Source organism: Leptolyngbya sp. AN10 (assembly GCF_050565645.1).
In the GTDB taxonomy this organism is placed as follows: Bacteria; Cyanobacteriota; Cyanobacteriia; order Leptolyngbyales; family Leptolyngbyaceae; genus Leptolyngbya.
Genome location: NZ_JBNXVP010000019.1, coordinates 121,366 through 144,357, shown reverse-complemented (window position 1 = coordinate 144,357; position 22,992 = coordinate 121,366). Strand labels below are relative to the sequence as shown.

Here is a 22,992-nt window from a genome sequence, read left to right as displayed (position 1 = left end):
ATAGATAAGTTCGTAGCTCGTAGTAATTTATCCGGTTTTCCTTCCGGTTCCTCAACTAAGAGAAACATTTTTTTGACGAAGGCTTTCCTTTCTCTGGCTTCTAAACTATTCTGTTGTATAGGTTCAGTGTTTGGCTCGGAACCGTCGCTTTCGCTTGGCTTCCCTCACCGCTTAATCAATATAACGTGGGGATCTTGGAAAAGTCAACACCTCTTTTCAAGTTTTTTGAGTTTCACCTCAATCGACCGCTACGAGCGGATTTGCGCGACAATGGGCAAGTGAATTTGGTTGACGAGGATAGGGAATCGTGAATTTTCAGAGTGTGATTTCGACGCTGAATGGGTTTTGGGCGGAGCGGGGTTGCTTGGTGGTGCAGCCTTACGATACGGAGAAGGGGGCGGGGACCAAGAGTCCGCATACGTTTTTGAGGGCGATCGGTCCTGAGCCTTGGTCGGTTGCTTATGTGGAGCCGTGCCGCCGTCCGGGGGATGGGCGGTATGGGGAGAATCCGAATCGGGGACAGCATTATTATCAGTATCAAGTTCTGATTAAGCCATCGCCTGACAATATTCAGGAGATTTATTTGGATTCGTTGAAGGCGTTGGGGATTGCGCCGGAGGATCATGATATTCGGTTTGTGGAGGATAACTGGGAGGATGCGGCGGTCGGCGCTTGGGGGGTCGGTTGGGAGGTTTGGTTGGATGGGATGGAGGTGACGCAGTTTACTTATTTTCAGCAGTGTGGGGGGATTGATTGTCGTCCGGTGTCGATCGAGATTACTTACGGATTAGAGAGATTGACGATGTACCTGCAAGGGGTGAACTCGATTTTTGACATTCAATGGAATGACGAGATCACTTATGGAGATGTGCATCTGCAAGGTGAAATTGAGGGATCAACTTATAACTTCGAGGCATCGAATCCGGAGACTTTGTTTACGCTGTTTAAGTTGTATGAGCAGGAGGCGGAACAGCTAATGGGGCGCGGGTTGGTGTTGCCTGCTTATGATCAGGTGCTGAAGTGTTCGCATACGTTTAATTTGCTGGATGCGCGGGGGGTGATTTCGGTGACGGAAAGAGCGCGGTATATTGGGCGGGTGCGGAATTTGGCGCGGCAGGTGGCTCAGCTTTATTTGAAACAGCGGGAGGAATTAGGGTTTCCGTTGTTGAAAGGGGAAAAGGTTGAAGCGGGTTAAAAGAGAAGGGAGCGATCGCATATTTACATGAAGTGAGAAGTGCGATCGCGCTACGAAATCGTTTTTGTGAAAGCGCAAGCGGTAAAATTTAGTGGCTTGAAACTGTGCCGATTCAGCTTAAACAATGCAACTTTCTCGTGATGCGGTGATTGCGCCTGCCAAGTTAACAAAGTATTTGTTGGTTCGACGGGAGATCGATGACAAGTCAAAGTTCTTGGCGAAGGCAGGTTACAGTCTAGAAAATTGGCAGCAGTTAGAGGCGGACTTAAGGAATCAAATTTTACCGCTTGAAGCTGTACCGAGTGGGGAGCAAAATCGATTCGGGGATGTTTATGAGATTCGAGGAGTTTTGAGCGGGGTGAATGGGATGAATTTAGCTGTTGTGACAATTTGAATGATTGAATTTGAAACGCAGCAAACTAATTTCATCACGTTGTACCCGGATAAGGAGGTTAGTAATGGCATTTGAGTTGTTTACAAGAGTTGCGCTGCGAGAGGATTTTCCAACATATCATTTGCATCAAGGAGATGTGGCGACGATCGTAGAACATCATCCGGTAGTCGGTGGAGAAGATGGCTATAGTCTGGAGGTGTTTAATGCGATCGGGGAAACGATCGCAGTTCTAGTCGTGTCTGAGTCTCAAATAGAATCTCTCACGAGCAATGAAGTATTACATATTCGAGTATTAAGTGAAGCGGTTTCGGGATCATCAAGCAATCCTTCTTAATTATTGCGAAGGCGAATCCTTCTGATGTTTTCCAATTTTCTACAGCGAAATTGGTTCTGGATTCTTAGCGAAATGAGCGATCGCACATTTGTATGAAGTGAGAAGTGCGATCGCTTTAATCATTTGAACAAAAGGCGACCTTGCTCATCTTCAAGCAGCATTTCGATCACTTCCCGCAAGTTCTCATGTAATTCGTCTAAAGTTTCACCTTGAGAATGCGCCCCAGAGAAACCAGGAATGTAACCTACATAGAGGTTTGTGGCAGTGTCTCGCTCTACGATAGCGGTAAAAGTTTTCATATTATTTGCGATATCTAACGCCTTGATTTTATCTGAAAGGTAGTTCTACTTGGGAAGTTCAATAAGTTGAGCGATCGCACATTTACACTAAAGTGTGATCTCTAATCCTTGAAGTCACATTTGTAAGGAGAACGCAGACAAAACCTTAAATTGGGACAAGAGTAGAAAATCAATTAGGGTGAGACCTTCTACGAGCTACAAGGACATTAGAAAGTCGCTCATATCCTCGACCCAAGCTCTAATCGCAATCCTTCCTGTACTAAACTCCCTTGCCTCAAGAATTTCGTGAGGATGTTTGGGTTTTGAAACTATAACGTAGGAAGAAGTTACGGAAGTTAGGTTATTCATATTGCTCATTGAAATATGGATTTGAGCATTTCTAACAGTCTGAAGATGTTCTACTGCTGTTCCAAACATAGAAGCTGCACTCAATGCGTTGCTCACAGTATTGTGCGGAGAAGATATTTCAACCGCCAAATCTTGGATAAGTTTGAAGCTTCCCCATGTTATCTCTTGATGCGAAGAGCGAATGTTTCCTGTTGAACCTCTTGGTTTCTTGCCAGCTAGCGTTAATAGATACCAAAGCGCTTGCGATTCATCCAGATTGGGCTGCAAAGGTACAATCTTTTTATTGTGACAATCTTGCCCACCAACTACATGAGCTAACCAGTAGGCTCTCCAAAACTGATTCCAACTTTGCCAAACATGGTTCAGTAGTCCAGTAGCTACGATAAACTTCTTCAATTGATTCGTCTCAGTCATATCGTAATGACCAACGCATGAGTTTGAAATTTGAAGAAATCTAAGTTTTCTCTTTCTAAGCAGGTACATCAATCCAACCTGTTCTGCAACGCTCTGACAAGCCACTCTAGTCTAATTCTTCTGCTGGTCTCACTTGTTGTTGCTGCTCCAGATGCTCTAACAAAAGCTGCATACTTTCCTCTCTCATTGTTCTGCTCAGCTAAGTTGAATAGCTCTAGAATGTTTTGGATAGCTTGATTAGTATCAGGTGTGTACTCTCCTATTACTTCTAATCCGCCTACGTCTTTAGATGAGATGTTGGGCAAGCCGTATCTGTTGTACACCAAAGCAGAGAAGAGGGAATAAAGCGAGTATCCTTTTAGCACTTCGCTCTCTAACACTGGATTTAATTCAACCTTGATAAAATCCAATGTTTCAACGACTTTATTATAAACTTCCTCTCTCTTGGGAAAAGACGCATCATTGTCCTTGTAAATCTTCTCAAGGAAGGCAGTACGCCTATTTTTTATGCCATCCAAAGCTACTTGGCATAACTCAGTTAGTAGCTCTGCATCTACCATTCTAGATATATCTCTTAGGGTGAGAACTTTATATTTCTCAAGCATAGGTGAGTATAGTTCAAGTAGATCTTTAATGAACCACTTAAACTCGCCTTGATACGATGCGTGTCTCTTTTCTGGCTCTTTGAGAGGCAAGGTATACGAATTTATTCTTCTAAATATTTCCAGAACTTCTTCGTCCGTAGCAGATACCACCGTGTCAGTTGACACTTCGTAAGAAAGAAACCTAGTTTTCACATCGTCTGGTAAGACACTAAACTGCTGTCCTCGATAATGTCTACTGACATTTGATAGCTTGAATTTGTCTTCTATAAAATCTTTGATAGTAGTTAATCGTTGCTGTCCATCGATTATTTCTCTTTTGGTCCTTTTAGTTTTTAGATCCACAACCTGCCTTATAACTATTTTGGGAAACGGGAAATCATTTAGTAAAGTATCTATGAAATAAGAGCGTGCATTCTGTGGCCACAAACCCTGGCTTCTTTGATAAGTTCTATTAATAATTAATTCGTTCTCTGCCATTAAATTAAATAAATCTGAAATGGGAATTGTATTTCGTATGATTTTCATGACTATTCCTTTTCTGATACGTACTCAGTCTTTTCAGCTTGAGTACGCACTTAATCCTTATCTTTGAGTTAATCTCGATAATCTTATAATACAAAGCGCATGACTTAATAGTTGAGTATTACAACTAGATAGGAGAAGTATCGATTTCATAAAAACTCTGCTTGTCGCTACCAATGTCGCACTTGTCGTTACTTACGTCGCGCTTGTCGTTACTTACGTCACGTTTTTTAGACAAAAATCGTGATTGTCGTTACTTACGTCGCGTTTTTTGAACAAAAATCGAAAATTTACTGAGAAAAAACGCGCTTGTCGTTACTTACGTCGCGTTTTTTTCAACTTCGCGCATGATTTTTGTACAAACGATCGTGATTCTGCTGAGATCAAAACCATTGCATAAGCATGATTACTCAACTTGCCTAGAAATCTTCACTAAGAAAACACTAATTTTTGCGCTCTTTGCTGAACTGAAACAGAAGAACAATAAGCCAAGCTAACAGCAGTCGTTTATTAAAAGGTGCACTTATGCCCCGGCAAAAGAGAACATCCAGAGTTCTGGAAAAAGCGGAAATTCGGATCTCTGGACTTAAAGCAGTCGATCCGATGATGGATTTCGGAGACTCCCGGAGTTTGGTGCACATGAGTGTACAGATGAATCGGTTGCGCGATCGACTGGAGAGCTACAACCGTGCATTGGCAGAAGTCGATTCCTTGAAAAAGGACATTGATGAAATTGAAAAAGACTTGGCGGATCTGATTGACAGAATGTTGATTGGGGTGGCGTTCAAGTATGGCAAAGATAGCCGCGAATACGAAAAGGCGGGCGGAATGCGGAAGAGCGATCGCATTCGGAAAAGCAGTACGGCGCGGATTAAATCGAAGGCGGGGCAACCGATTCAAGAAGAACAAAGCGCGTAGTTCGTTAAAAAGTGGTAGATAAATGCGATCGCTGATGTGATGGATTCAGCGATCGCTTTCTTTTGTCAGGAAACGATTTGAATGTTGAGCGATCGAACTCTTCGTCCCGTAAAATGCTCTTAATATTTCTTGACGGTGACGCAAGAGGGAGAACACACGCAATGAATTTAGCTGAAACACTGGAGCCGATCGCGCAATTTTTCCGCTCTTTGAATGTGCCAGAACCGATCGTACATTGGGGACATCCCGTGATGATGGGAATCGTCGTGTTTGTCCTGGGCGGTTATGCAGCTTGGGCAGGTTGGAAAGGAAGATTAAGCGAGGATAAGGAAGTCGCGATTAAGAATCGGGCGGATCATCGGAAGCTGATGCCTTTAGTTGTGCTGTTTATGACAATGGGGGCAACGGGCGGAGTTTTATCGCTGGTGATGCAGAAGAAGCCGATTCTTGAGAGTCCGCATTTTCTTACTGGAATGGTCGTACTCGGATTGCTCTATTTGAATGGAGCGGTTTCGTTTTCGGGATTCGGGGGAAATAAGCCAGGGTTCAGACTGTTTCATGCTTATTTGGGAACTGCGATCGCTGGAATTCTGGTGCTTCATGCTGTATTTGGCATTAAGCTCGGACTGTCAATCTAACGACTTTTGCAAATGCTCATTCGGGAGTTGGCTTCGGCTGGCTCCTTTTTTATTGAGTTGAGAGAATCCCTGGGCACTCTAAATCAGTTTTTGAATGGCTGAGAGTAGAAATGGGTTCGATCGCGGTAGTCGTTTGGTGTTTGGCTTATATTCTGGGATTGCTCATGACAGCAGTTCCGTTTGGAGGCGCGATCGTATTCTTCTGCGGTTTGATCTGCGCTCTCATCCTTCCAAGAATGAAGCCGAAACGAACGATCGCGAAAATTTGGATCATTGCAGGTGTGATCGGACTTGCGGCAGGATTTTATCTGCAACTTAGAACACCGCAACCAAGCACGATCGACATTAGCAAATTCGTTCCGAAAGAAAGACAAGAAGTAACCGTAACGGGAACAGTCGAAACACTTCCAAAGTTGACTCGTAGCGGAAATTCTCAGATTTGGTTCAATGTAAACGCCGTTGGAGAGCAGAAAGCGGACGGAAAGCTTTATGTCACGCTCTCCAAAGTAAACGGAAAAGACTTATATCCAGGGCAAGCGATCGCAGTTCAAGGCAATCTCTACAAACCGAAGCCGAAGATGAATCCGGGCGGGTTTGATTTTCAGAAATACTTGGCGCGAGAAGGGAGTTTTGCAGGATTAAAAGGAACAGCGATCAAACTACTCGATACGAATCAGAAGCCGAAGTGGGGATGGTGGATGATTCAAAGGGACATTGTGCGATCGCAAGCCAAACAATTCGGAGAAGCAGAGGGAGCGCTGATTAGTGCAATGGTAATCGGCGGGCGAGTGGTTGATCTTCCGTTTGATCTGAAGAATTCTTTTAGCAAGATTGGACTTTCTCATGCGCTGGCAGCATCAGGATTTCAGGTTTCGCTGATCTTGAGCGTATTACTAACATTAACGCGGCGATTACCTGGAGCAGTGCGGTTCGGAATTGGAGCAGCAGGATTAATTGTGTTTATGGGACTAACCGGAGTGCAACCTTCGGTGTTTCGAGCCGTCGTGATGGGGTTTGCAGTTCTGTTTGGAATCTTGTTTGAAAGACGAGTTAAACCATTAAATTCATTGTTAATTGCAGCGATTACTTTGCTTGTCGTAAATCCATTGTGGATTTGGGATTTAGGGTTTCAATTTAGTTTTTTGGCAACGTTGGGATTGTTAGTCACAGTTCCAGCTATTACAAAGCGCCTCGATTGGTTGCCGACCGTTATCGTTCCCGCGATCGCAGTTCCAATCGCCGCTCTACTCTGGACATTACCCCTCCAACTTTTTGCATTTGGAATGGTTTCGCCTTATTGCATTCCGGCAAATATCGCGGCAACAATATTCATTTCAATAATTAGCATTGGTGGAATTATTAACGCTGGATTCAATCTGATTTCTCCCGCGATCGCGAACTTTACAACACCGCTTTTGTACTATCCAACAATCGCATTGATCAATGGTGTGAGATTTTTCTGTGAACTGCCGGGAAACTCGATCGCAGTTGGCACAATTTCGATCGTATTAATGCTCGTTCTATACGGATTGATTTGCATTCCTTGGATGTTGTCGCGCTATCAACATCAATGGTGGGTGTTTCTATTAATTGGAATCAATTTAGTATTTATTCCAGCTTGGTATGTCCGATCAAACCTCTTACAAGTTACTGCCTTATCTGTCGAACAAACTCCGATCATGGTCATTCAAGATCATGGAAAAGTGGGATTAATTAATGCTGGAAATGTGGATGCAGTGCGCTTTACGGTTCTGCCATTTTTGCAGAAAGAAGGAGTGAATCACATTGATTGGGCAGTTGCGGTTTCTCCTTCCGATGGATGGGCAACGTTATTAGAAGAAATGCCGATCCGATCGCTGTACGATTTCTCTAGCAAGAAACAGTCCGCCGTTCCACTTGAAGCGATTCAGCAACTCACCGCACGAAAAGGAAAGCACTTGCCCATTACAGCAAAGCAAACCATTAAAACAGGCACGATCGAGATCCAATCGCTCAGCATTGAACCAACAACTTTGAAGCTTGGAATTGGTCGGCAGCGGTGGTTATGGCTGAAAGATGTCCCGAATGTGAGTCAACGGCAAGCGTTAGGTAGTGGTTTGAGTGGGAATGAGGTTTTATGGTGGTCGGGACGGCGATTACACCCGAAGTTTTTAGCACAATTGCAGCCGAAGACTGCGATCGCATCCTCTAGAACCATTCACCCCGAAACCTTGAAACAATTGCAACTTCGTCAAGTTCAAACCTACGAAACAGAAGCGAATGGAGGATTGCAGTGGTCGAAAAATCAAGGATTTAGAACAACTTTGCAAGAGGATGAGTCAGAAGGAGCATTCCTGTAGTATATTGATTGAACGTATGCACCTGGAGAGGTGGCAGAGCGGTTGAATGCGGCGCACTCGAAATGCGTTTTGGGGCAACTCAACGGGGGTTCGAATCCCCCCCTCTCCGTTCTTTCCTTACCCTGTAAGAATCTAAGGATTCCTACTTAACCACCGTAGATACAATCTACACAACTCCTAGCTCGATGTCCTGATTCGTGTCACACTTGATGTCGAGCTTCTATCAAGTTCTTACAGCATTATGGAAGAGAATTTAAACGTCGATCGGCTAAATCTCACATCACTCCTCGCAATTAACTTGAGTAAAGGTCTCACCGTCCTACTCCTTGTCTTTTGCGCCGTAGTGTATGGCGTGGATGACTTTCGCCAACTGCTGTATTTCTGTCTGCATGGCAGTTATTGTCTCTGGTGGCTTCTAGAACAATGGTTCTATCCCGCTCGACGGCAAATCTTTAACCAAGCGATCGAACTTCCAGGATTTGTCTTGACGCTACTCTTTGTAGGCGCGTTCTATACTCTACCGGGTTATCTTGCGTTCGCGAATCCAACGCCGCTTCCATTCAGCACAGCAGCGATCGCGCTACTCCTCTACATCTTTGGCAGTTTGATTAATACGAGTGCGGATATTCAAAAACTGACCGCCAAGCAGCAGGGGGCGGAACTGGTTAGTGATGGGTTATGGCGATTTTCTCGGCACATCAACTATTTCGGCGATTGGTTGCGCTATCTTAGTTTCAGCGTTCTAGCAGGCTCCGTATGGGCATATCTGGTGCCAGGGACGATTCTCATGCTGTATCTGCAAATGATTGCTGAGAAGGAGCGAACGATGCCCGAAAAGTACTCAGGCTATGCCGACTATCAGAGCCGCAGTGCTCGCTTTATTCCGTTTGTGTGGTAGAGGCATAATGCGATCGCCCTCTAAACCATTCTGAAAGGTTGGAATTACATTCACAGCAGGCTTCTTTGCTCACTGTTTCATTAAGCCTCGCAAGGTAGGATTATGCAGTCGTACTATCTAATCCTACCTATTCCTATCAATGGATGACTGTACAACGGTATTGATTCGTATAAGTCATCTAGGCAGCCTGCATCGGGAAGAGAAGGCTAACGATTTGCGACACAAAGAATGCAAGCCCAATTCCGCAAAAGACCAAACCCGCAGAACGAAATTGATTTGCATTCGAGTGACGATCGACGATCGCATCCCCAATCCAAAAGGCTATCAGCGATACAACTAGCTGAATTACTGTAAAGCCTGCCAGATAAGCAAACAACGGAGTCATTTCAGCCCCAAAGATTGCTTCTCCGTAAGCATAGCCGTGGAACAATCCTGCAACAGCAGACAGTCCAACCACGATCGCAGTATTCAATCGGTCTTTCACGAGCAACAATCCAAACAGCAGAATTGAGCCAGAAACAAACAGTTCAACTCCGGGAACATTGATGTTTGCTAAATGCAATCCAGTTCCGAACATCGCAGATAGAACAAATGCGATCGGGATCAAAACACCTCGTTTTTTTGTTGCAGCAAGTAAGCCAATCGCAATCATAAATGCAAAGTGATCTAACCCAATGATTGGGTGAGCAATTCCAGCGAGAAAGCCCTCGAAGAAGTTAGACGGAAGTTTTCCGCCCATCGCGTGGTGAGCGAATGCAGGAGACGCGATCGACATCAATGCGATCGTGATCAGAATGGACTTAGAAGATTTGAGCAAATTCATACTCTGTGCCTCGCAGATGTAGAAAGGAATGCACCATCGGCGGGCGTTCTGGCTTGAGAGAGCAACTCTCTTTACAGTTGCGGGACAGCGTTGGACTTGCACCAAACTTTCCCCGTTACCTCTGACAGTTTTTTCTACAGAACCGACGGAACGCCAGCATATCACGACTCGGATCGTCACTCGTCGGCGGTCACTTGAAACTTAATCTTCGGGTGGAGGTTCTGTAGGGGGAAGTTCTTCTTCGCCGAAGGTTTGGGGCCAAGGGCGGGTCGTGGTGATGTCGTCTTCAAGCTCGATCGAGGCTGCCACAAAAAATTCTGGTGGCAAAGTCAAAGTCGATAAGTTAGTTAACTGATTCAAATCTTGTAGTGCGGCTTCTGCGGAATGATAACGTTCTCTGAAATTCCGACTGACTAATTTTGTTAAGACTGCTGCGAGAGAACCGCTCACAATTGCTCGATCGCGCCAAACAATCTCCCCGGTTTCTGGATCTTCTCTCAGTTGGCTGGGTGGCAATCCGGTCAGGGCTTGAATTCCAATCATTCCAACTGCGTAGAGATCGCTGTTTAATCGAGGATTTCCAGCACATTGTTCGGGTGGCATATAGCCTTGAGTTCCGATGCCGATCGTTGCTGTAACAATATCGGTTTCGGTGAGTTGATGCTGGAGTTCCTTAACGGCTCCGAAATCGATCAGGACTAACTTTTGATCCGTCGATCGCACAATGATATTGCTCGGCTTGATGTCGCGGTGAATCACATTCCGACGATGCACAAACTCTAGAATTTGCAGCAAGTCTTGGAGCAGTGCCACGATCCGAACTTCGGGGAGATGTCGCCCGATCGTTAATTCAGCACTGAGCATTGTTCCTACAACAAATTCCTGAATCAGATAGAACTCTCCGTCTTCCTCGAAATACGCTAACAAGCGAGGAATTTGATCGTGTTCTCCGAGTTTTTGTAAGCTCTGAGCTTCAGATCTAAACAATCGTCGTGCTAGTTGAAGGTGCTTCGGATTGTTGCTAGTGGGTCTGAGGTGTTTTACGACACAATCGGGGTCGCCAGGGCGTTGAGTATCTTCTGCGATGTAAGTTTGCCCGAAGCCACCCGAACCGAGAATTTTCGTGATTTTGTAGCGTCCTTGGAGTTTTTTGCCGATGATTTCTTGGTCGTGTTCTTCGAGCAAATCTTGATAGTCTTCTTGGTCGCGAATCAGTTCTTGAACCATTGGCGCTCTGGCAAACTGTTTCAGCGTTTTGCGGAATTGACGCTTATTACGATAGTCGTGCGCGAGTCCGGTTCCGAGATAAGAAACTCCTGTAAGCAAGATAGCTCCGATCGGGACTGCGATCGGTAAAATCATCAATCCCTGTGTAAACGCCGCATACCCAATTCCAGCCCAAAAAAGCGCGATCGTACCTGCCCATCCAAGTCGTGAAGTCGGTTGTTTTGCTTGAATCTGAAGTAATCCTGCAATCAGCACTAAAGCGGCGACAGATAATCCAGCCACGATCGGGTTTGGAAACGCATTCCGAATCGATCGATTGTTGAGCAAAGTCGCGATCGCGTTTGCTTGCAATTCAACCGCTGGCATCATTCCAACCGGAGTCAGTTGCTCACCGCTTATATTAGAAGCCGTGACTCCGATTAGCACAACCTTGTCTTTGAAAACTTGACCGCGCCGCAGATAATCACTGTTCCAATTCTCTTCAGACAGAACATTCCAAAACGGAATCGTTGTACGGCTAAATGTTCCATCTTCACCATAGAAAAAGAGCGTTTCACCTTTCGGGGTCGCAGGTTGCAGATCTGCCGATCGCAAAGTTGCTTCCGCAAACGACAGAATTTTCTCTTGGTCGAACAATCCTGCCATCTCCGAAGATTGGCGCACATTCTCGATCGACACACTGCCTAAACGATGAATTCTTTCGTTTGGCTCGATCGGAAACTTGACAAATCCATAAGAAGCTTTCGGAGTACGAAACGGACAGAACGGCAAAGCTAATCGCATCTGTTCGCCCTGACGATTATCAATCCGATCGGTATCCACAGAAAGCGTAATTCGTCCATCGTATCGTTCTAAAACTTGCTGTAATTGTCGATCGTCGTCTGCAACTTTCAGCTTCGGATCACTGCAATCGGTCGAAGGTTCAGTCTGAGTAAAGCTCGGCAAATCGAGAATCAGATTGACTCCAACCGTTTTCGCTCCCGCTTGCATTACTCGATCAATCGCTCGTGCATACGCGCTTCGTCTGAGCAACCGACTCGATCCCGACAGTTGCAGCAACGTATCATCATCGATCGCCAAAATCACAATATTGTCCGGAGGTGCGATCGCGCCTCGCATCTTGAACATGGCGCTTTGTGTGTCCCGTTCCCAGGATTGCGCGAATTTCGGCTGTAGAGAAGTGATTCCACCCGCCGCGATCGCACACCCGATCATGATTGCGTGACCGACTCGTAAAAATCGTCGATCGTTCTTATTCGCAGCAGGTTCCGTGACCGCAATCGCTCGATCGAGATCCGCATCGATCGGCATGGTTTCTGTCGCCAAATTTCCAGGCTGTTTCACCGTCGTGGCGTGAAATAACCGCGATCGTAACGTTAGCGTAATCGCTTGAATCAAAGCAGAAGGCGATACTTTTTTAGTCATGACTGCGAAACCGGGCACGTTTGATTAATCACGCACGTCTTGATCAATTCAGGACGATTTTGCAACCTGCTCGTTCCAACCCAGTCATAGAATCGCATAAATTCGATCGAAAAATCAGTCTAATAGCGGAGGAACTGTTTTAATTGCTTTAATTAACTAATGTAAAGCGCTATATCTTACTGTGGTATAAATCAAATTCCAAATGTTAGAAAACCTTCTAAAATTCCGTTGTGCTCTCCCTGCCCCTAGCAGTCCAAAACTCAATAGTCGAAATCGTTCTAGTCCAGCATTGTGGTTTTTTCTGGTGCTCAAGCAGAGTGGATTTGTAGGAGGGCAATTCGCGATCGCAGCAGCGTAGAAGCGGTTGTGACTCTGGGAGGATGGTCTAAAGCTCCTTCGCTTCGGCTGCATTCCACCCGTGATTAGAAATCACGGTCTATCGGGAAAAAGTCCACCAAAGGGGACTGAAAGCTAGTTGAAACTCTTCAGTCTGTTTCAACAGACTTTGTTCCGATAGCCCCGAATTTTATTCGAGGGGCGGCTCATGCGATGAACGATTACCTTTGAAGTATCCTCTGAAGCAACGGAGCATTTTATCGTAAAACTAATCAAGGTTGCACGATTTTTTAGTCCGCTCTCTGTTTTCCGTTGCTAAAATTAATTATTCACATTTTTGCTTCTACAAATCTTAGGTCTTTAGCTTCTATGCATTACTCGATGAACCGTCTCTCTATTTTTGTAGACGGAAACAATATGTTCTATGCACAGCAGAAAAATGGATGGTTCTTTGATCCCAAGCGCGTTTTAGAGTATTTCACCACTGAAAAAAGTGTCGAACTAATCAACGCCTACTGGTACACCGGACTAAAAGATCCCCAAGATCAGCGCGGGTTTCGAGATGCCTTGATCAGTCTCGGCTACACGGTGAGAACCAAGATTTTGAAAGAGTATTACGACGATACTTCTGGTCGCTATTCGCAAAAAGCCAATCTCGATATCGAAATTGTGGTCGATATGTTTAACACAGTCGAGCAATACGATCGAGTGATTCTGTTCAGCGGTGATGGCGATTTTGAACGTGCGATCGAGCAATTGCGCTCAAAAAACACGCATATCACAGTCGTTTCAACCGAAGGCATGATCGCACGAGAATTGCGAAATGTGACCGATCGATATATTGATCTAAACGATATTCGATCGCATATCGAGAAGGCGGAGTACTAATTCGGTCAGGATGTTCTGACTCGACAAAAAGCGTTAGAGTGCAGCGTACTACAATTAGCGTTACAATCACTACAGTTTTGCGTCTTAAATTAGGCGCGAACCGATTCGTAACGACAGTACACTACAACTATACAAGTCGAGCTATGAACGCATCTCATTCCGATCGCATTCTGATTTTCGATACCACTTTGCGCGATGGCGAACAGTGCCCCGGCGCGACCCTTCACGTGGATGAAAAACTTACGATCGCGCGTCAGCTTGCTCGGCTTGGTGTAGATATCATCGAGGCAGGTTTTGCCTTCGCCAGCCCTGGAGATTTTGAAGCGGTTCAGAAAATTGCTCAAGCGGTTGGAACTCCAGAGGGTCCGACCATTTGCAGTTTGGCACGAGCGATTCCCGCTGATATTAAAGCTGCTGCGGAAGCACTCAAACCCGCTGCAAAACCGAGAATTCACACGTTTATTTCCACTTCGGATATTCACTTGGAATATCAGTTGAAGAAAACTAGAGCGGAAGTTTTGTCGATCGCTCAAGAAATGGTCGCGTATGCCAAATCTTTCGTGGATGATGTTGAATTCTCTCCGATGGATGCGGCTCGTTCTGATCCTGAATATCTGTATCAAGTGTTGGAAGCTGCGATCGCGGCTGGAGCCAAAACGATCAATATTCCAGACACGGTTGGCTACATGACTCCGAGCGAATTTGGTGCAATGATTCGCGGCATCAAAGAAAATGTTCCGAACGTCGATCAGGCGATCATTTCCGTTCACGGTCACAACGATTTAGGATTAGCCGTCGCTTGTTTCCTCGAAGCGGTGAAAAATGGAGCGCGTCAGCTTGAATGCACGATCAACGGCATCGGAGAACGGGCTGGAAATGCCTCGCTCGAAGAATTAGTCATGGCACTGCACGTTCGTCGATCGTATTTCAATCCTTATCTCGATCGTCCAGTCGAATCTGAAACGCCGCTCACGAATATCAACACTCAAGAGATTTACAAAACCTCGCGCATGGTTTCTAATCTCACTGGAATGTTGGTGCAGCCGAATAAAGCGATCGTGGGTGCGAACGCATTCGCGCACGAGTCCGGAATTCACCAGGATGGAATGCTGAAGAATCGGCAAACCTACGAAATCATGGATGCCAAAACGATCGGACTCACGGACACTTTGTTAGTTCTGGGCAAACACTCCGGTCGCAATGCGTTTCGATCGCGGTTGAATGAACTCGGCTTTGAATTGACCGATCAAGAAATCAACAAAGCCTTTGTTCGATTCAAGGAACTGGCGGACAAGAAAAAAGAAGTCACCGATCGCGATTTAGAGTCGATCGTCAACGATGAAGTTCAGCAAGTCCCTGAACTGTTCCGCTTAGAACTCGTTCAAGTCTCTTGTGGAAATACGGCTTGTCCGACTGCAACCGTTCGCTTAATCAATCCCGATGGCGAAGAGTTAACCGATGCGGCAACAGGAACAGGTCCAGTCGATGCGGTCTACAAAGCGATTAATCGAGTCGTGAATGTGCCAAATCAACTGATCGAATTCTCAGTGCAATCGGTGACAGCAGGAATTGACGCGATCGGAGAAGTGACGATTCGATTGAAATATGGCGATCGTATTTTCTCTGGACATTCTGCCAATACGGACATTATCGTGGCATCCGCGCAAGCCTATGTGAATGCGTTGAATCGCCTCTATGCCTCGTTGCAGAACATGGAAAGTAAACAGGCTGTCGCTTCTCAAACCGCGAATTAGTGGAAAATTAGAGCAGATCTAGCTTCGTTTTGAGCGGCTAATGCCCCCTAAATCCCCCAAATTTGGGGGACTTTAAGCTAGGAAAAATCTCTAGAACTCCAGAAATCATTTATCCTTCAAAGTCCCCCAGAATGGGGGATTTAGGGGGCGATACCCAGAAGATTCATCATACGAACACTTCACCAAGCTTTTATTTAGTGAGTCGATCGACTCACCGAAGAAGTCTGTTTCTTCGCAGGCGTGTACTCTGGCACTAAAGTTTGAAGCACCGATCGTAATTTCGCTGGATTCTTCTGATATGCCGTTACAAAAAGCTGATCCAACATCGGCTCTAAGTCTTCCCACGAAATCATTGCTTCCCGCGCTCCAAAAATCTTCGGATGGTTCGTCGGCATCGCATCCCCACCAATCAACAATTCCTCATACAACTTCTCACCCGGTCGCAATCCAGTAATTTCAATCTCAATGTCTTCTCCTGGCACTAACCCACTCAATTCGATCATCTGCACCGCTAAGTCATAAATCCGCACAGGTTCACCCATATCCAACAGAAAGACATCGCCTCCCTGTCCCATCGCTCCCGCTTGAATCACCAACCGCGAAGCCTCTGGAATTGACATAAAATAGCGCGTCATTTCTGGATGGGTCAGCGTAATCGGCTTCCCTGCTGCGATCTGCTGCTTGAACCTTGGCACAACCGATCCATTGCTATTCAACACATTGCCAAATCGCACCATTACAAAGCGGGTGTGAGTCTCCGGTTTTGCTGCTAATGCCTGCAAGACTAATTCCGCAATGCGCTTCGTCGCTCCCATTACATTCGTCGGACGGACTGCTTTATCGGTTGAAATCAACACAAACGTATCGACTCCACAGCGATCGGCAGTTTGCGCCGTCACCATCGTGCCATACGCATTGTTGATAATCCCCTGAGCCGCATTGCTTTCAACTAAGGGAACGTGCTTGTAGGCAGCGGCGTGATACACAGTCTCGATTTCGTATTTCTGGAAAATTTCTGCTAATCGATCGCCATCTGTAACCGATCCTAAATGCGCCTTTCGAGAAATCTGCGGGTACGTTTCTGCGAGTTCTGCATCGATCGAATACAGTGCAAACTCATTCAATTCATACAGCACCAATAATTTTGGGTTTTGTTGAGCGATCTGGCGACACAGTTCCGAACCGATCGATCCACCTGCTCCAGTCACGAGAACCGCTTTATCCGTGACATTAATCCGCAGCAAGCTTGGATCAGGCAGCACTTCCTCGCGCCCCAACAGGTCAGAAATATCCACATTGCGAATTTGACCGATCGACACTCGTTCCGTGACAATTTCGCTAATCGAAGGAACCGTTTTTACCTTTACAGGCAAGCCCTTCAAACTGCGAAGAATGCGACGTTTTTCATGCGGTTTCGCAGACGGCACGGCTAACAAAATCATCGTTACGTCATGCTGATCAATCAGAGATCGCAACATCAGTGAACTAAAAATCGGAACTCGATCGAGCAATCTTCCATGAATTTCTGGATCGTCATCGACAAACGCAACCACTTCATACGCTGATTCGCGCAATAACGCTTGAGAAAGCTGAAATCCTGCCGCTCCAGCCCCATAGATAATAATGCGCTGAGGCTTCAACTCATCGGGCAGTGGGACTCGATCGAGTCGCTTCTGTGCCTTGGGCGCAGTATCAACAAACATCAAGAATTGGCGTACAGAAAACCGAATTCCGACGACTCCAATCCAGGTAATTAATGCAGAAATAATTTGAACCGATCGCGGCAGAACGGGCACATCCAAGAGCCAGCTAAATCCGACTAACATTGCCTCACTAAAGACGACGGACTTCAGTGCCAACCACAGCACCTCCGTTCCGGTATGCCTTAGTAGCGGGCGATACATTCCTAAAAGATAAAAAATGCAGAACTTAATCGGGATCACCAATAGCAGAGCTTCCTGATATTTCGTCAGTTGCTCCGTTAGCGGTAACTCTTCAAATCGCAGATTCAGCGCGATACAAGTTGCGCCCAGAAAAATTGCGCTATCGATCGCGAATAAAAGGTATCGACGTATTCGCTTCGGGAGGGACAAGATGGCTTTCATCACCCGAAGAGGCAGCCTGGTTTGACAGAGCCGAAAGAGAGTAGAAGAGATAGAAAGGCTTAGACACATGCGAATCTCGTTCCTAAATCAGTTGCGCCGAATCGTGGGAATCGAGGGAGATAAAGCAAGGTAGATGATGCCTCGATTCCAGGACAGCCCTGGTTGGTTCTGTTGAACTGAGTGGTAGAGATCCCTAGATGTAAAGCGGTAGTTAAGTTACGGATACTAGAGTTTGAAGGTAGATCCGAAACAAGAAATGTTACCTGTTCACTTAGTGAAAATACTATCTTCTGAAGAGGCGGCTCTTAAAGAAATGAGTAAGTCGTGGACTGTTTTGTGAACGCAAGATAAATTTTTCCTAACTCTGGCATCACAAATTAACACAGGATTGATTTTGAGCCACCTCAAGAAATGACGACATTACTCCGTAGAATTAAGTGACATAAGTAGGATGCTATCCAAGCTAGGCGATGAACTCTACGATCGCGAATCGTCGAAACACGCAAATTTAATCGCGGTCTTTGTCGCAATTCTACTGAGGTGCTTTCTAGCGTCTACCTGGGTTTAGACGGAGTAATTGAACTGATTTTCGCTACTGCGTGGAGTTGCAGCAATTCTTATCCTGAAATTCCGCACTCTTTCGGAGCGTCGTTGCTCCGTGTTCTCACTGTGATCATGCTTCAAAATCTGAAATTCGCTGAGAAGTACGGAGTTGATAGTAAGCATTTCACACCAAGTCTCAGGATAATGAGGATTGACCTCGACGATCGTTGAATTTTAATGTGCTGCAAGATAAAGAATTCGTAAAGAAAACCGAAATTGTACGGATAAGCAAAGTCAACCGGGGAAACTATTTAATAGTAAATACTGAACATTTTAGTCTGGTTCGGTTTCCTGTGATGTGATAGCGAGGAAGGCTGAAATGAAGTCTACTCATCAGGCGGCAAGAGTTTGCAGTTTCACGGATTTGGAGGGCGCGGCTCGTTCAACGGCTCAGATCGATTCGCGATCGGATCTAAGTTGGATCGAGTCGAGTTGGTTTAGCGCGATCGCGCAACAGAGTCCCGACTTGATTGGCGCAGTGTCGATCGAGGGTGACTGGCTTTGTTTAAATCCCAGCGGTCGATCGATGTTGGGTGTGGTAAATCTCTTGCCGTTCACGGAGATGCTGAGTGAGCCGCAGATTTGGAACGAGACGATTTTGCCGCACCTATGGAAATGCGGGCATTGGTACGGACAGTTGGCGATGACGCATCACGGCACAACGATCGAGTTTGAGAGTCAATGGTTCTTGCTCCGTGATCCGTTGACAAATCAGCCGTTAGGTTTTGCCACGATTAGCCGCAAGATTGATCCACCGAAATCTGACCCAGAACCAGAGACGCGCTTTCTAGCGGATGCGGCTCATGAATTGAAGTCGTCGCTTGCTGTGATGTCTACTTCGATCGATTTGCTCAATAGCGATCAACTGTCGATCGAGCGCAAACAAAAACATTCTCGCCGATTGAGATCGAAGATTCAGCAGATGACGGACATCTTAGATGACATTTTGATGCTGAGTCGGAGTGAACAAGCAGAATTAGTTCTAACTGCAATCGATCCGGTTCAAGTGTGTACCGAACTAATCGAGGAAGCACAGATGAACACCGATCGACATGAGATTCTGTTCTCGACTGAAGGTTCGCAATCGTCGATCGTGACGGATGCTGGACTACTTCAGCGTATTCTCGCGAATTTGCTTTCCAATAGCATTAAGTACTCTCCAAATGGCGGAAAAATTAGCTGCCGATTGTCGATCGAGGCTCACCAGTTGAAGCTAGAAGTTCAAGATTCGGGCATTGGAATTCCAGCCGCAGAACAGGCTCGATTGTTCCAATCGTTCTATCGTGCCTCAAATGCGACTGGGATCGCAGGAACGGGATTGGGACTCGCGATCGTGAAACAATCTGTCGATCGATTGAACGGACAGATCTCAGTCAAAAGTGCTGTCCAGGTTGGAACTTGTTTTACGGTGGTTATTCCGGTTTCTCCATTTGCCAACTGAGCAGAATCACCGGAATGAGTCCAACTAGCACGATCGCTAATGCTGATCCGGAGGCTTCTGCTAACCGTTCGTCTGAAGCCAGATTGTAGACGTGGACTGCCAACGTATCAAAGTTAAACGGTCGAATAATCAGGGTCGCTGATAGTTCTTTCATCACATCAACAAACACTAGAATTGCAGCCGCTAACACACCTTTCCAAAGCAGTGGAATGTGAATCCGGAACAATGTGTTTGTGGCTCCAAATCCTAAGCTACGAGAAGCATCATCCAGACTCGGCTTAATGTTCGTTAGGCTGGATTCAATGCTGTTAAACGACAAAGCTAGGAACCGAACTAAGTAGGCGAAAATTAACGCAAAGATTGTTCCACTCAATAGCAATCCGGTTGAAATGTTGAAAGTCGATCGCATCCATTGATCGATCGCATTATCAAACAATCCAAACGGAACTAGAATTCCAACTGCAATCACTGATCCCGGAACGGCGTAACCCATTGATGCAATGTACGTTGCCACTCGCATTGTTATCGATCGATTTAATCTCAGACCATACGCCAGAATAATTCCAATCACTACTGCGACAACGGCTGCAAGTCCCGACACGATTAAACTATTGCTGGCAAACGTCCAAAAGCGTTGATCAAACACTTCCTCCCAATTTTCCAAAGTCAGGTTCAATAAGAACGCTCCAGGTACAAAGAAGCCCAATAACAATGGAACCATGCAGAATAAGAAAGCCGCGATCGCTCCAAATCCCCGAAGCGAATACTTCTGAATCGATTGTGAACTACTCGACTGATAGTATTTTCCGCGTCCGCGTGAGAATTGCTCCAGCAAGATCAAAGCAAAGATAAAGATCAGCAAAAATGCTGCTAACTGAGTCGCTGCCAGTCTTTCACCCAGTCCGAACCAGGTGCGATAGATACCCGTCGTAAAGGTATTCACTTCAAAAAACTGCACCGTTGCATAATCATTCAATGTTTCCATCAATGCAAGAGACAATCCAGCTACGATCGCGGGACGCGCCAACGGTAATGCAACTTTCCTAAAACTCTGCCAAGGACTACAACCCAGACTCCGACTCGCTTCTAAAGTACAAACCGATTGAGACAAGAATGCCGATCGCGCTAATAAATACACATACGGATACAGCACCAGAACGAGCATCAATGCTGCACCCCAAAGCGATCGTACATTTGGAAACCAATAGTCCTGAATCGTTTTCCAACCAAACCACGATCGCAAACTCGTCTGCACAATCCCAAAGAAATCCAGCATATCCGTATAGACATACGCCAAGATATAAGCGGGTGCAGCTAACGGCAACAACAATGCCCAAGTCAAAATTCGACTGCCTGGAAAACGGCACATTGTCACGAGCCAAGCGGTTCCAGTTCCAATTGCAGTGACACCCAACCCAACCCAGAACATTAAGAGCAACGAATTAGTAACGTAATCTGATAGCACTGTTTCGGCTAAATGTTGCCAGATCGATCGAGCATCCGCCAACAATCCGCTCAACACTGCAATGATGGGCAGCGCGATCAACCCTGCGATCGCAATGACTACGATCGTCCAACCCTTTAGCCCTATTTTTCCTTGGGTAAGTTGCATATCCGCTCAATAAATCTTTCAAACTACTTTACTGGAGTTCCAAAATTGTTGATGATAAGTCTCAATAAATTAAACCGATTCTAAGATGCTCGACTCTATTCTCCTGCAACTCGACACCATTTCAAAGCGGTTTTCTGAAGTTCCCGTCGTGGATTCAGTATCGCTAAAACTTCGTCAGGGTGAGCTTCTGAGCCTATTAGGGGCTTCCGGTTGCGGAAAAACAACATTATTGCGACTGATTGCCGGATTTGAGCGACCACAATCGGGACGAATCGAGCTTGCAGGTCAGGAAGTGGCGAGTCCGGATCGGTGGCTTCCTCCGGAACAACGCGACATCGGTATGGTGTTTCAAGATTATGCGCTGTTTCCGCATTTGACGGTGGCGCAGAATGTCGGATTTGGCTTGAAAAAGTCGCGGCGGAAACAAGCAAGTTATCCGGCTCAACAAGCGAAAAAAATGGTTTCAGAAGCGATCGCTCAAGTCGGATTAGCGGGATTCGAGAAACGCTATCCACACGAACTTTCTGGGGGACAGCAGCAACGAGTCGCCCTCGCGCGAGCTTTAGCGCCTCAACCTGCGTTAATTTTGCTGGATGAACCGTTGAGCAACTTAGATGTGCAGGTGCGATCGCATCTTCGCCAAGAAATTCGATCAATTCTGAAATCTACCGGAGCTACGGCAATTTTCGTCACACACGATCAAGAGGAAGCTTTGTCTATTTCCGATCGTGTTGCAGTCATGAACCAAGGCAAGCTGGAACAATTAGCAACCCCTGAAACGCTCTATAACGAGCCTGCGACGAGATTTGTGGCTGAGTTTGTCACTCAAGGAAATTTTCTACCTGCAACCTACGACGGCAAAGGATGGAAAACCGCGATCGGAACTTTAGTTTTGAACCAGGACGATCCAATCTCCGATCGTGCAGATTTAATGATTCGACAGCAAGATCTTCGATTAGAACCCGATGAAAAAGGCTTGATCGTGGTGGTCGATCGAGCCTTTCTCGGACGGGAACATCGATATACCATTCAGACCAGTTCGGGCGATCGATTACAAGTCTTGAACACAATGAAGCCCGTCCTAAACATTGGAACACGAGTGAAAGTGAGAGTGAACTTAGCAACTGTGCGAGTGTTCTTTAGCGATTAATCGCTTTGTCGAAGTTCTTTTGCCATTTCTGCTCTTGTTGCGGGGTGAGAATTTTTGCGATCGTATCCTGATAATTGTTCAACGGTTGCGACAAGGTTTGGTTCAATCGTCCTGCCTGCAAATCGGCTTGAAGTTGTTGAATCAATTGCGGATTGTTCTGTAGCTGTTGAACAATCTGAGTCTGCATTTCTTGTCTTGCCTGCTGAATCCTGGTTGTTTGCTCTGGTGTGAGCTTAACCCCTTTGAATTCTTGTGAGATAGCTTTCGATTGTTGTGTGGCTTCTCCAGTCACCGCTTCACGCAGTGCATCAATCACAAGTTGCTTGAGATAGTTTTGTTGTTCATTCGCTTTTTGTTGGATGAAACCTTCGATCGCGCTTTTCGAGTCTTGAACTTTCGCATCTGCTCCATCGGTAAGCTGTTTGAGGAATTTTGCAGCGTTTGATTGTTCTAATTGCTCGGAGAGTTCTTGCGATCGACTTTCTTGAGCCACAGGTTTCGGAGTCGATTTTACAGTGGGTTGAGTCTTAGCAGGTGGAGTTTGAAGCGGAGTTTGAAGCAATGCAATTCCGCGTGGCGATTGACTCAGTGCGACTGCCACCCCAACCATTCCAGACACCATCAACGCCAACGAAATCAGCACCCTACCTTTGTTCGGATTCATCGCCTTATCCTGAAATCACTACAGTTAGGATTCACCACGATCGACTGATTTTCCAAGTTC

Annotated in this window: 19 protein-coding genes, 1 tRNA gene and 1 riboswitch; of the genes, 12 read left to right on the top strand and 8 right to left on the bottom strand. The window is 45.9% G+C overall.

The features are described 5' to 3' along the window. Positions 1 to 307: 307 nt before the first annotated feature. The 3 genes from glyQ (at position 308) to ACQ4M5_RS25090 (ending at position 1,923) form a co-directional block, all read left to right on the top strand. Entirely contained in the window at positions 308 to 1,195 is an 888-nt protein-coding gene (gene glyQ, locus ACQ4M5_RS25100; protein ID WP_430678440.1) for a glycine--tRNA ligase subunit alpha, read from the top strand. Between the two features lie 124 nt (positions 1,196 to 1,319). Beyond that, a complete protein-coding gene (locus ACQ4M5_RS25095; protein WP_430678439.1) occupies positions 1,320 to 1,589 on the top strand; it encodes a DUF6883 domain-containing protein in 270 nt (89 codons plus the stop codon). A gap of 64 nt (positions 1,590 to 1,653) precedes the next feature. Then, the gene (locus tag ACQ4M5_RS25090; RefSeq protein WP_430678438.1) at positions 1,654 to 1,923 is read left to right on the top strand and encodes a DUF4926 domain-containing protein; all 270 of its coding nucleotides are present in this window, start codon (positions 1,654 to 1,656) and stop codon (positions 1,921 to 1,923) included. A gap of 119 nt (positions 1,924 to 2,042) precedes the next feature. On the opposite strand, the gene ACQ4M5_RS25085 is transcribed toward ACQ4M5_RS25090, so the two are convergent. The 3 genes from ACQ4M5_RS25085 to ACQ4M5_RS25075 form a co-directional block, all read right to left on the bottom strand. Further along, entirely contained in the window at positions 2,043 to 2,222 is a 180-nt protein-coding gene (locus ACQ4M5_RS25085) for a type II toxin-antitoxin system HicB family antitoxin (protein ID WP_430678437.1), read from the bottom strand. Between the two features lie 195 nt (positions 2,223 to 2,417). Beyond that, positions 2,418 to 2,984, bottom strand: a complete 567-nt coding sequence (locus tag ACQ4M5_RS25080; RefSeq protein WP_430678435.1) for a hypothetical protein — start codon at positions 2,982 to 2,984, stop codon at positions 2,418 to 2,420. 68 nt (positions 2,985 to 3,052) lie between these two features. Further along, a complete protein-coding gene (locus tag ACQ4M5_RS25075; RefSeq protein WP_430678434.1) occupies positions 3,053 to 4,114 on the bottom strand; it encodes a DUF262 domain-containing protein in 1,062 nt (353 codons plus the stop codon). Between the two features lie 522 nt (positions 4,115 to 4,636). On the opposite strand from ACQ4M5_RS25075, the gene ACQ4M5_RS25070 reads away from it, so the two are divergent. From ACQ4M5_RS25070 to ACQ4M5_RS25050, 5 genes are all read left to right on the top strand, one after another. Next, positions 4,637 to 5,029 carry a hypothetical protein gene (locus ACQ4M5_RS25070; protein ID WP_430678433.1) on the top strand — a complete coding sequence of 131 codons (393 nt, stop codon included), beginning with the start codon at positions 4,637 to 4,639 and terminating at the stop codon, positions 5,027 to 5,029. Positions 5,030 to 5,190: 161 nt separating this feature from the next. Next, a complete protein-coding gene (locus ACQ4M5_RS25065; protein ID WP_430678432.1) occupies positions 5,191 to 5,667 on the top strand; it encodes a DUF4079 domain-containing protein in 477 nt (158 codons plus the stop codon). A gap of 110 nt (positions 5,668 to 5,777) precedes the next feature. Further along, entirely contained in the window at positions 5,778 to 8,006 is a 2,229-nt protein-coding gene (locus tag ACQ4M5_RS25060; RefSeq protein WP_430678431.1) for a ComEC/Rec2 family competence protein, read from the top strand. A 24-nt stretch (positions 8,007 to 8,030) separates the two neighbouring features. Further along, positions 8,031 to 8,115, top strand: a tRNA-Ser gene (locus ACQ4M5_RS25055). A 132-nt stretch (positions 8,116 to 8,247) separates the two neighbouring features. Next, positions 8,248 to 8,904, top strand: coding sequence for a DUF1295 domain-containing protein (locus tag ACQ4M5_RS25050; RefSeq protein ID WP_430678430.1), 657 nt, complete (start codon positions 8,248 to 8,250; stop codon positions 8,902 to 8,904). 178 nt (positions 8,905 to 9,082) lie between these two features. Here ACQ4M5_RS25050 and ACQ4M5_RS25045 read toward each other — a convergent pair whose 3' ends face one another. Next, positions 9,083 to 9,727, bottom strand: a complete 645-nt coding sequence (locus ACQ4M5_RS25045; protein WP_430678429.1) for a HupE/UreJ family protein — start codon at positions 9,725 to 9,727, stop codon at positions 9,083 to 9,085. Positions 9,728 to 9,748: 21 nt separating this feature from the next. After that, positions 9,749 to 9,889, bottom strand: a riboswitch (cobalamin riboswitch). A gap of 39 nt (positions 9,890 to 9,928) precedes the next feature. Beyond that, positions 9,929 to 12,379 carry a protein kinase domain-containing protein gene (locus ACQ4M5_RS25040; RefSeq protein WP_430678428.1) on the bottom strand — a complete coding sequence of 817 codons (2,451 nt, stop codon included), beginning with the start codon at positions 12,377 to 12,379 and terminating at the stop codon, positions 9,929 to 9,931. Positions 12,380 to 13,096: 717 nt separating this feature from the next. Here ACQ4M5_RS25040 and ACQ4M5_RS25035 point away from each other — a divergent pair. Then, the gene (locus ACQ4M5_RS25035; RefSeq protein WP_430678427.1) at positions 13,097 to 13,603 is read left to right on the top strand and encodes an NYN domain-containing protein; all 507 of its coding nucleotides are present in this window, start codon (positions 13,097 to 13,099) and stop codon (positions 13,601 to 13,603) included. Positions 13,604 to 13,746: 143 nt separating this feature from the next. Then, complete coding sequence (locus ACQ4M5_RS25030) at positions 13,747 to 15,357, top strand: 2-isopropylmalate synthase (RefSeq protein WP_430678426.1); 1,611 nt, start codon at positions 13,747 to 13,749, stop codon at positions 15,355 to 15,357. A 194-nt stretch (positions 15,358 to 15,551) separates the two neighbouring features. Here ACQ4M5_RS25030 and ACQ4M5_RS25025 read toward each other — a convergent pair whose 3' ends face one another. Continuing rightward, positions 15,552 to 17,462: a polysaccharide biosynthesis protein gene (locus tag ACQ4M5_RS25025; RefSeq protein WP_430678424.1), complete on the bottom strand. Its 1,911-nt coding sequence runs from the start codon at positions 17,460 to 17,462 to the stop codon at positions 15,552 to 15,554. Positions 17,463 to 18,384: 922 nt separating this feature from the next. On the opposite strand from ACQ4M5_RS25025, the gene ACQ4M5_RS25020 reads away from it, so the two are divergent. Next, positions 18,385 to 19,506: a sensor histidine kinase gene (locus ACQ4M5_RS25020; protein ID WP_430678423.1), complete on the top strand. Its 1,122-nt coding sequence runs from the start codon at positions 18,385 to 18,387 to the stop codon at positions 19,504 to 19,506. Here ACQ4M5_RS25020 and ACQ4M5_RS25015 read toward each other — a convergent pair. Next, entirely contained in the window at positions 19,478 to 21,118 is a 1,641-nt protein-coding gene (locus ACQ4M5_RS25015; protein WP_430678422.1) for an ABC transporter permease, read from the bottom strand. The genes ACQ4M5_RS25020 and ACQ4M5_RS25015 overlap by 29 nt on opposite strands. Positions 21,119 to 21,203: 85 nt before the next feature. Here ACQ4M5_RS25015 and ACQ4M5_RS25010 point away from each other — a divergent pair, with 85 nt between their 5' ends. After that, entirely contained in the window at positions 21,204 to 22,268 is a 1,065-nt protein-coding gene (locus ACQ4M5_RS25010; protein WP_430678421.1) for an ABC transporter ATP-binding protein, read from the top strand. Here the strand turns inward: ACQ4M5_RS25010 and ACQ4M5_RS25005 are convergent. Further along, positions 22,258 to 22,932, bottom strand: coding sequence for a hypothetical protein (locus tag ACQ4M5_RS25005; RefSeq protein WP_430678420.1), 675 nt, complete (start codon positions 22,930 to 22,932; stop codon positions 22,258 to 22,260). The two genes, ACQ4M5_RS25010 and ACQ4M5_RS25005, sit on opposite strands and share 11 nt — an antisense overlap. Between the last annotated feature and the right edge of the window lie 60 nt (positions 22,933 to 22,992).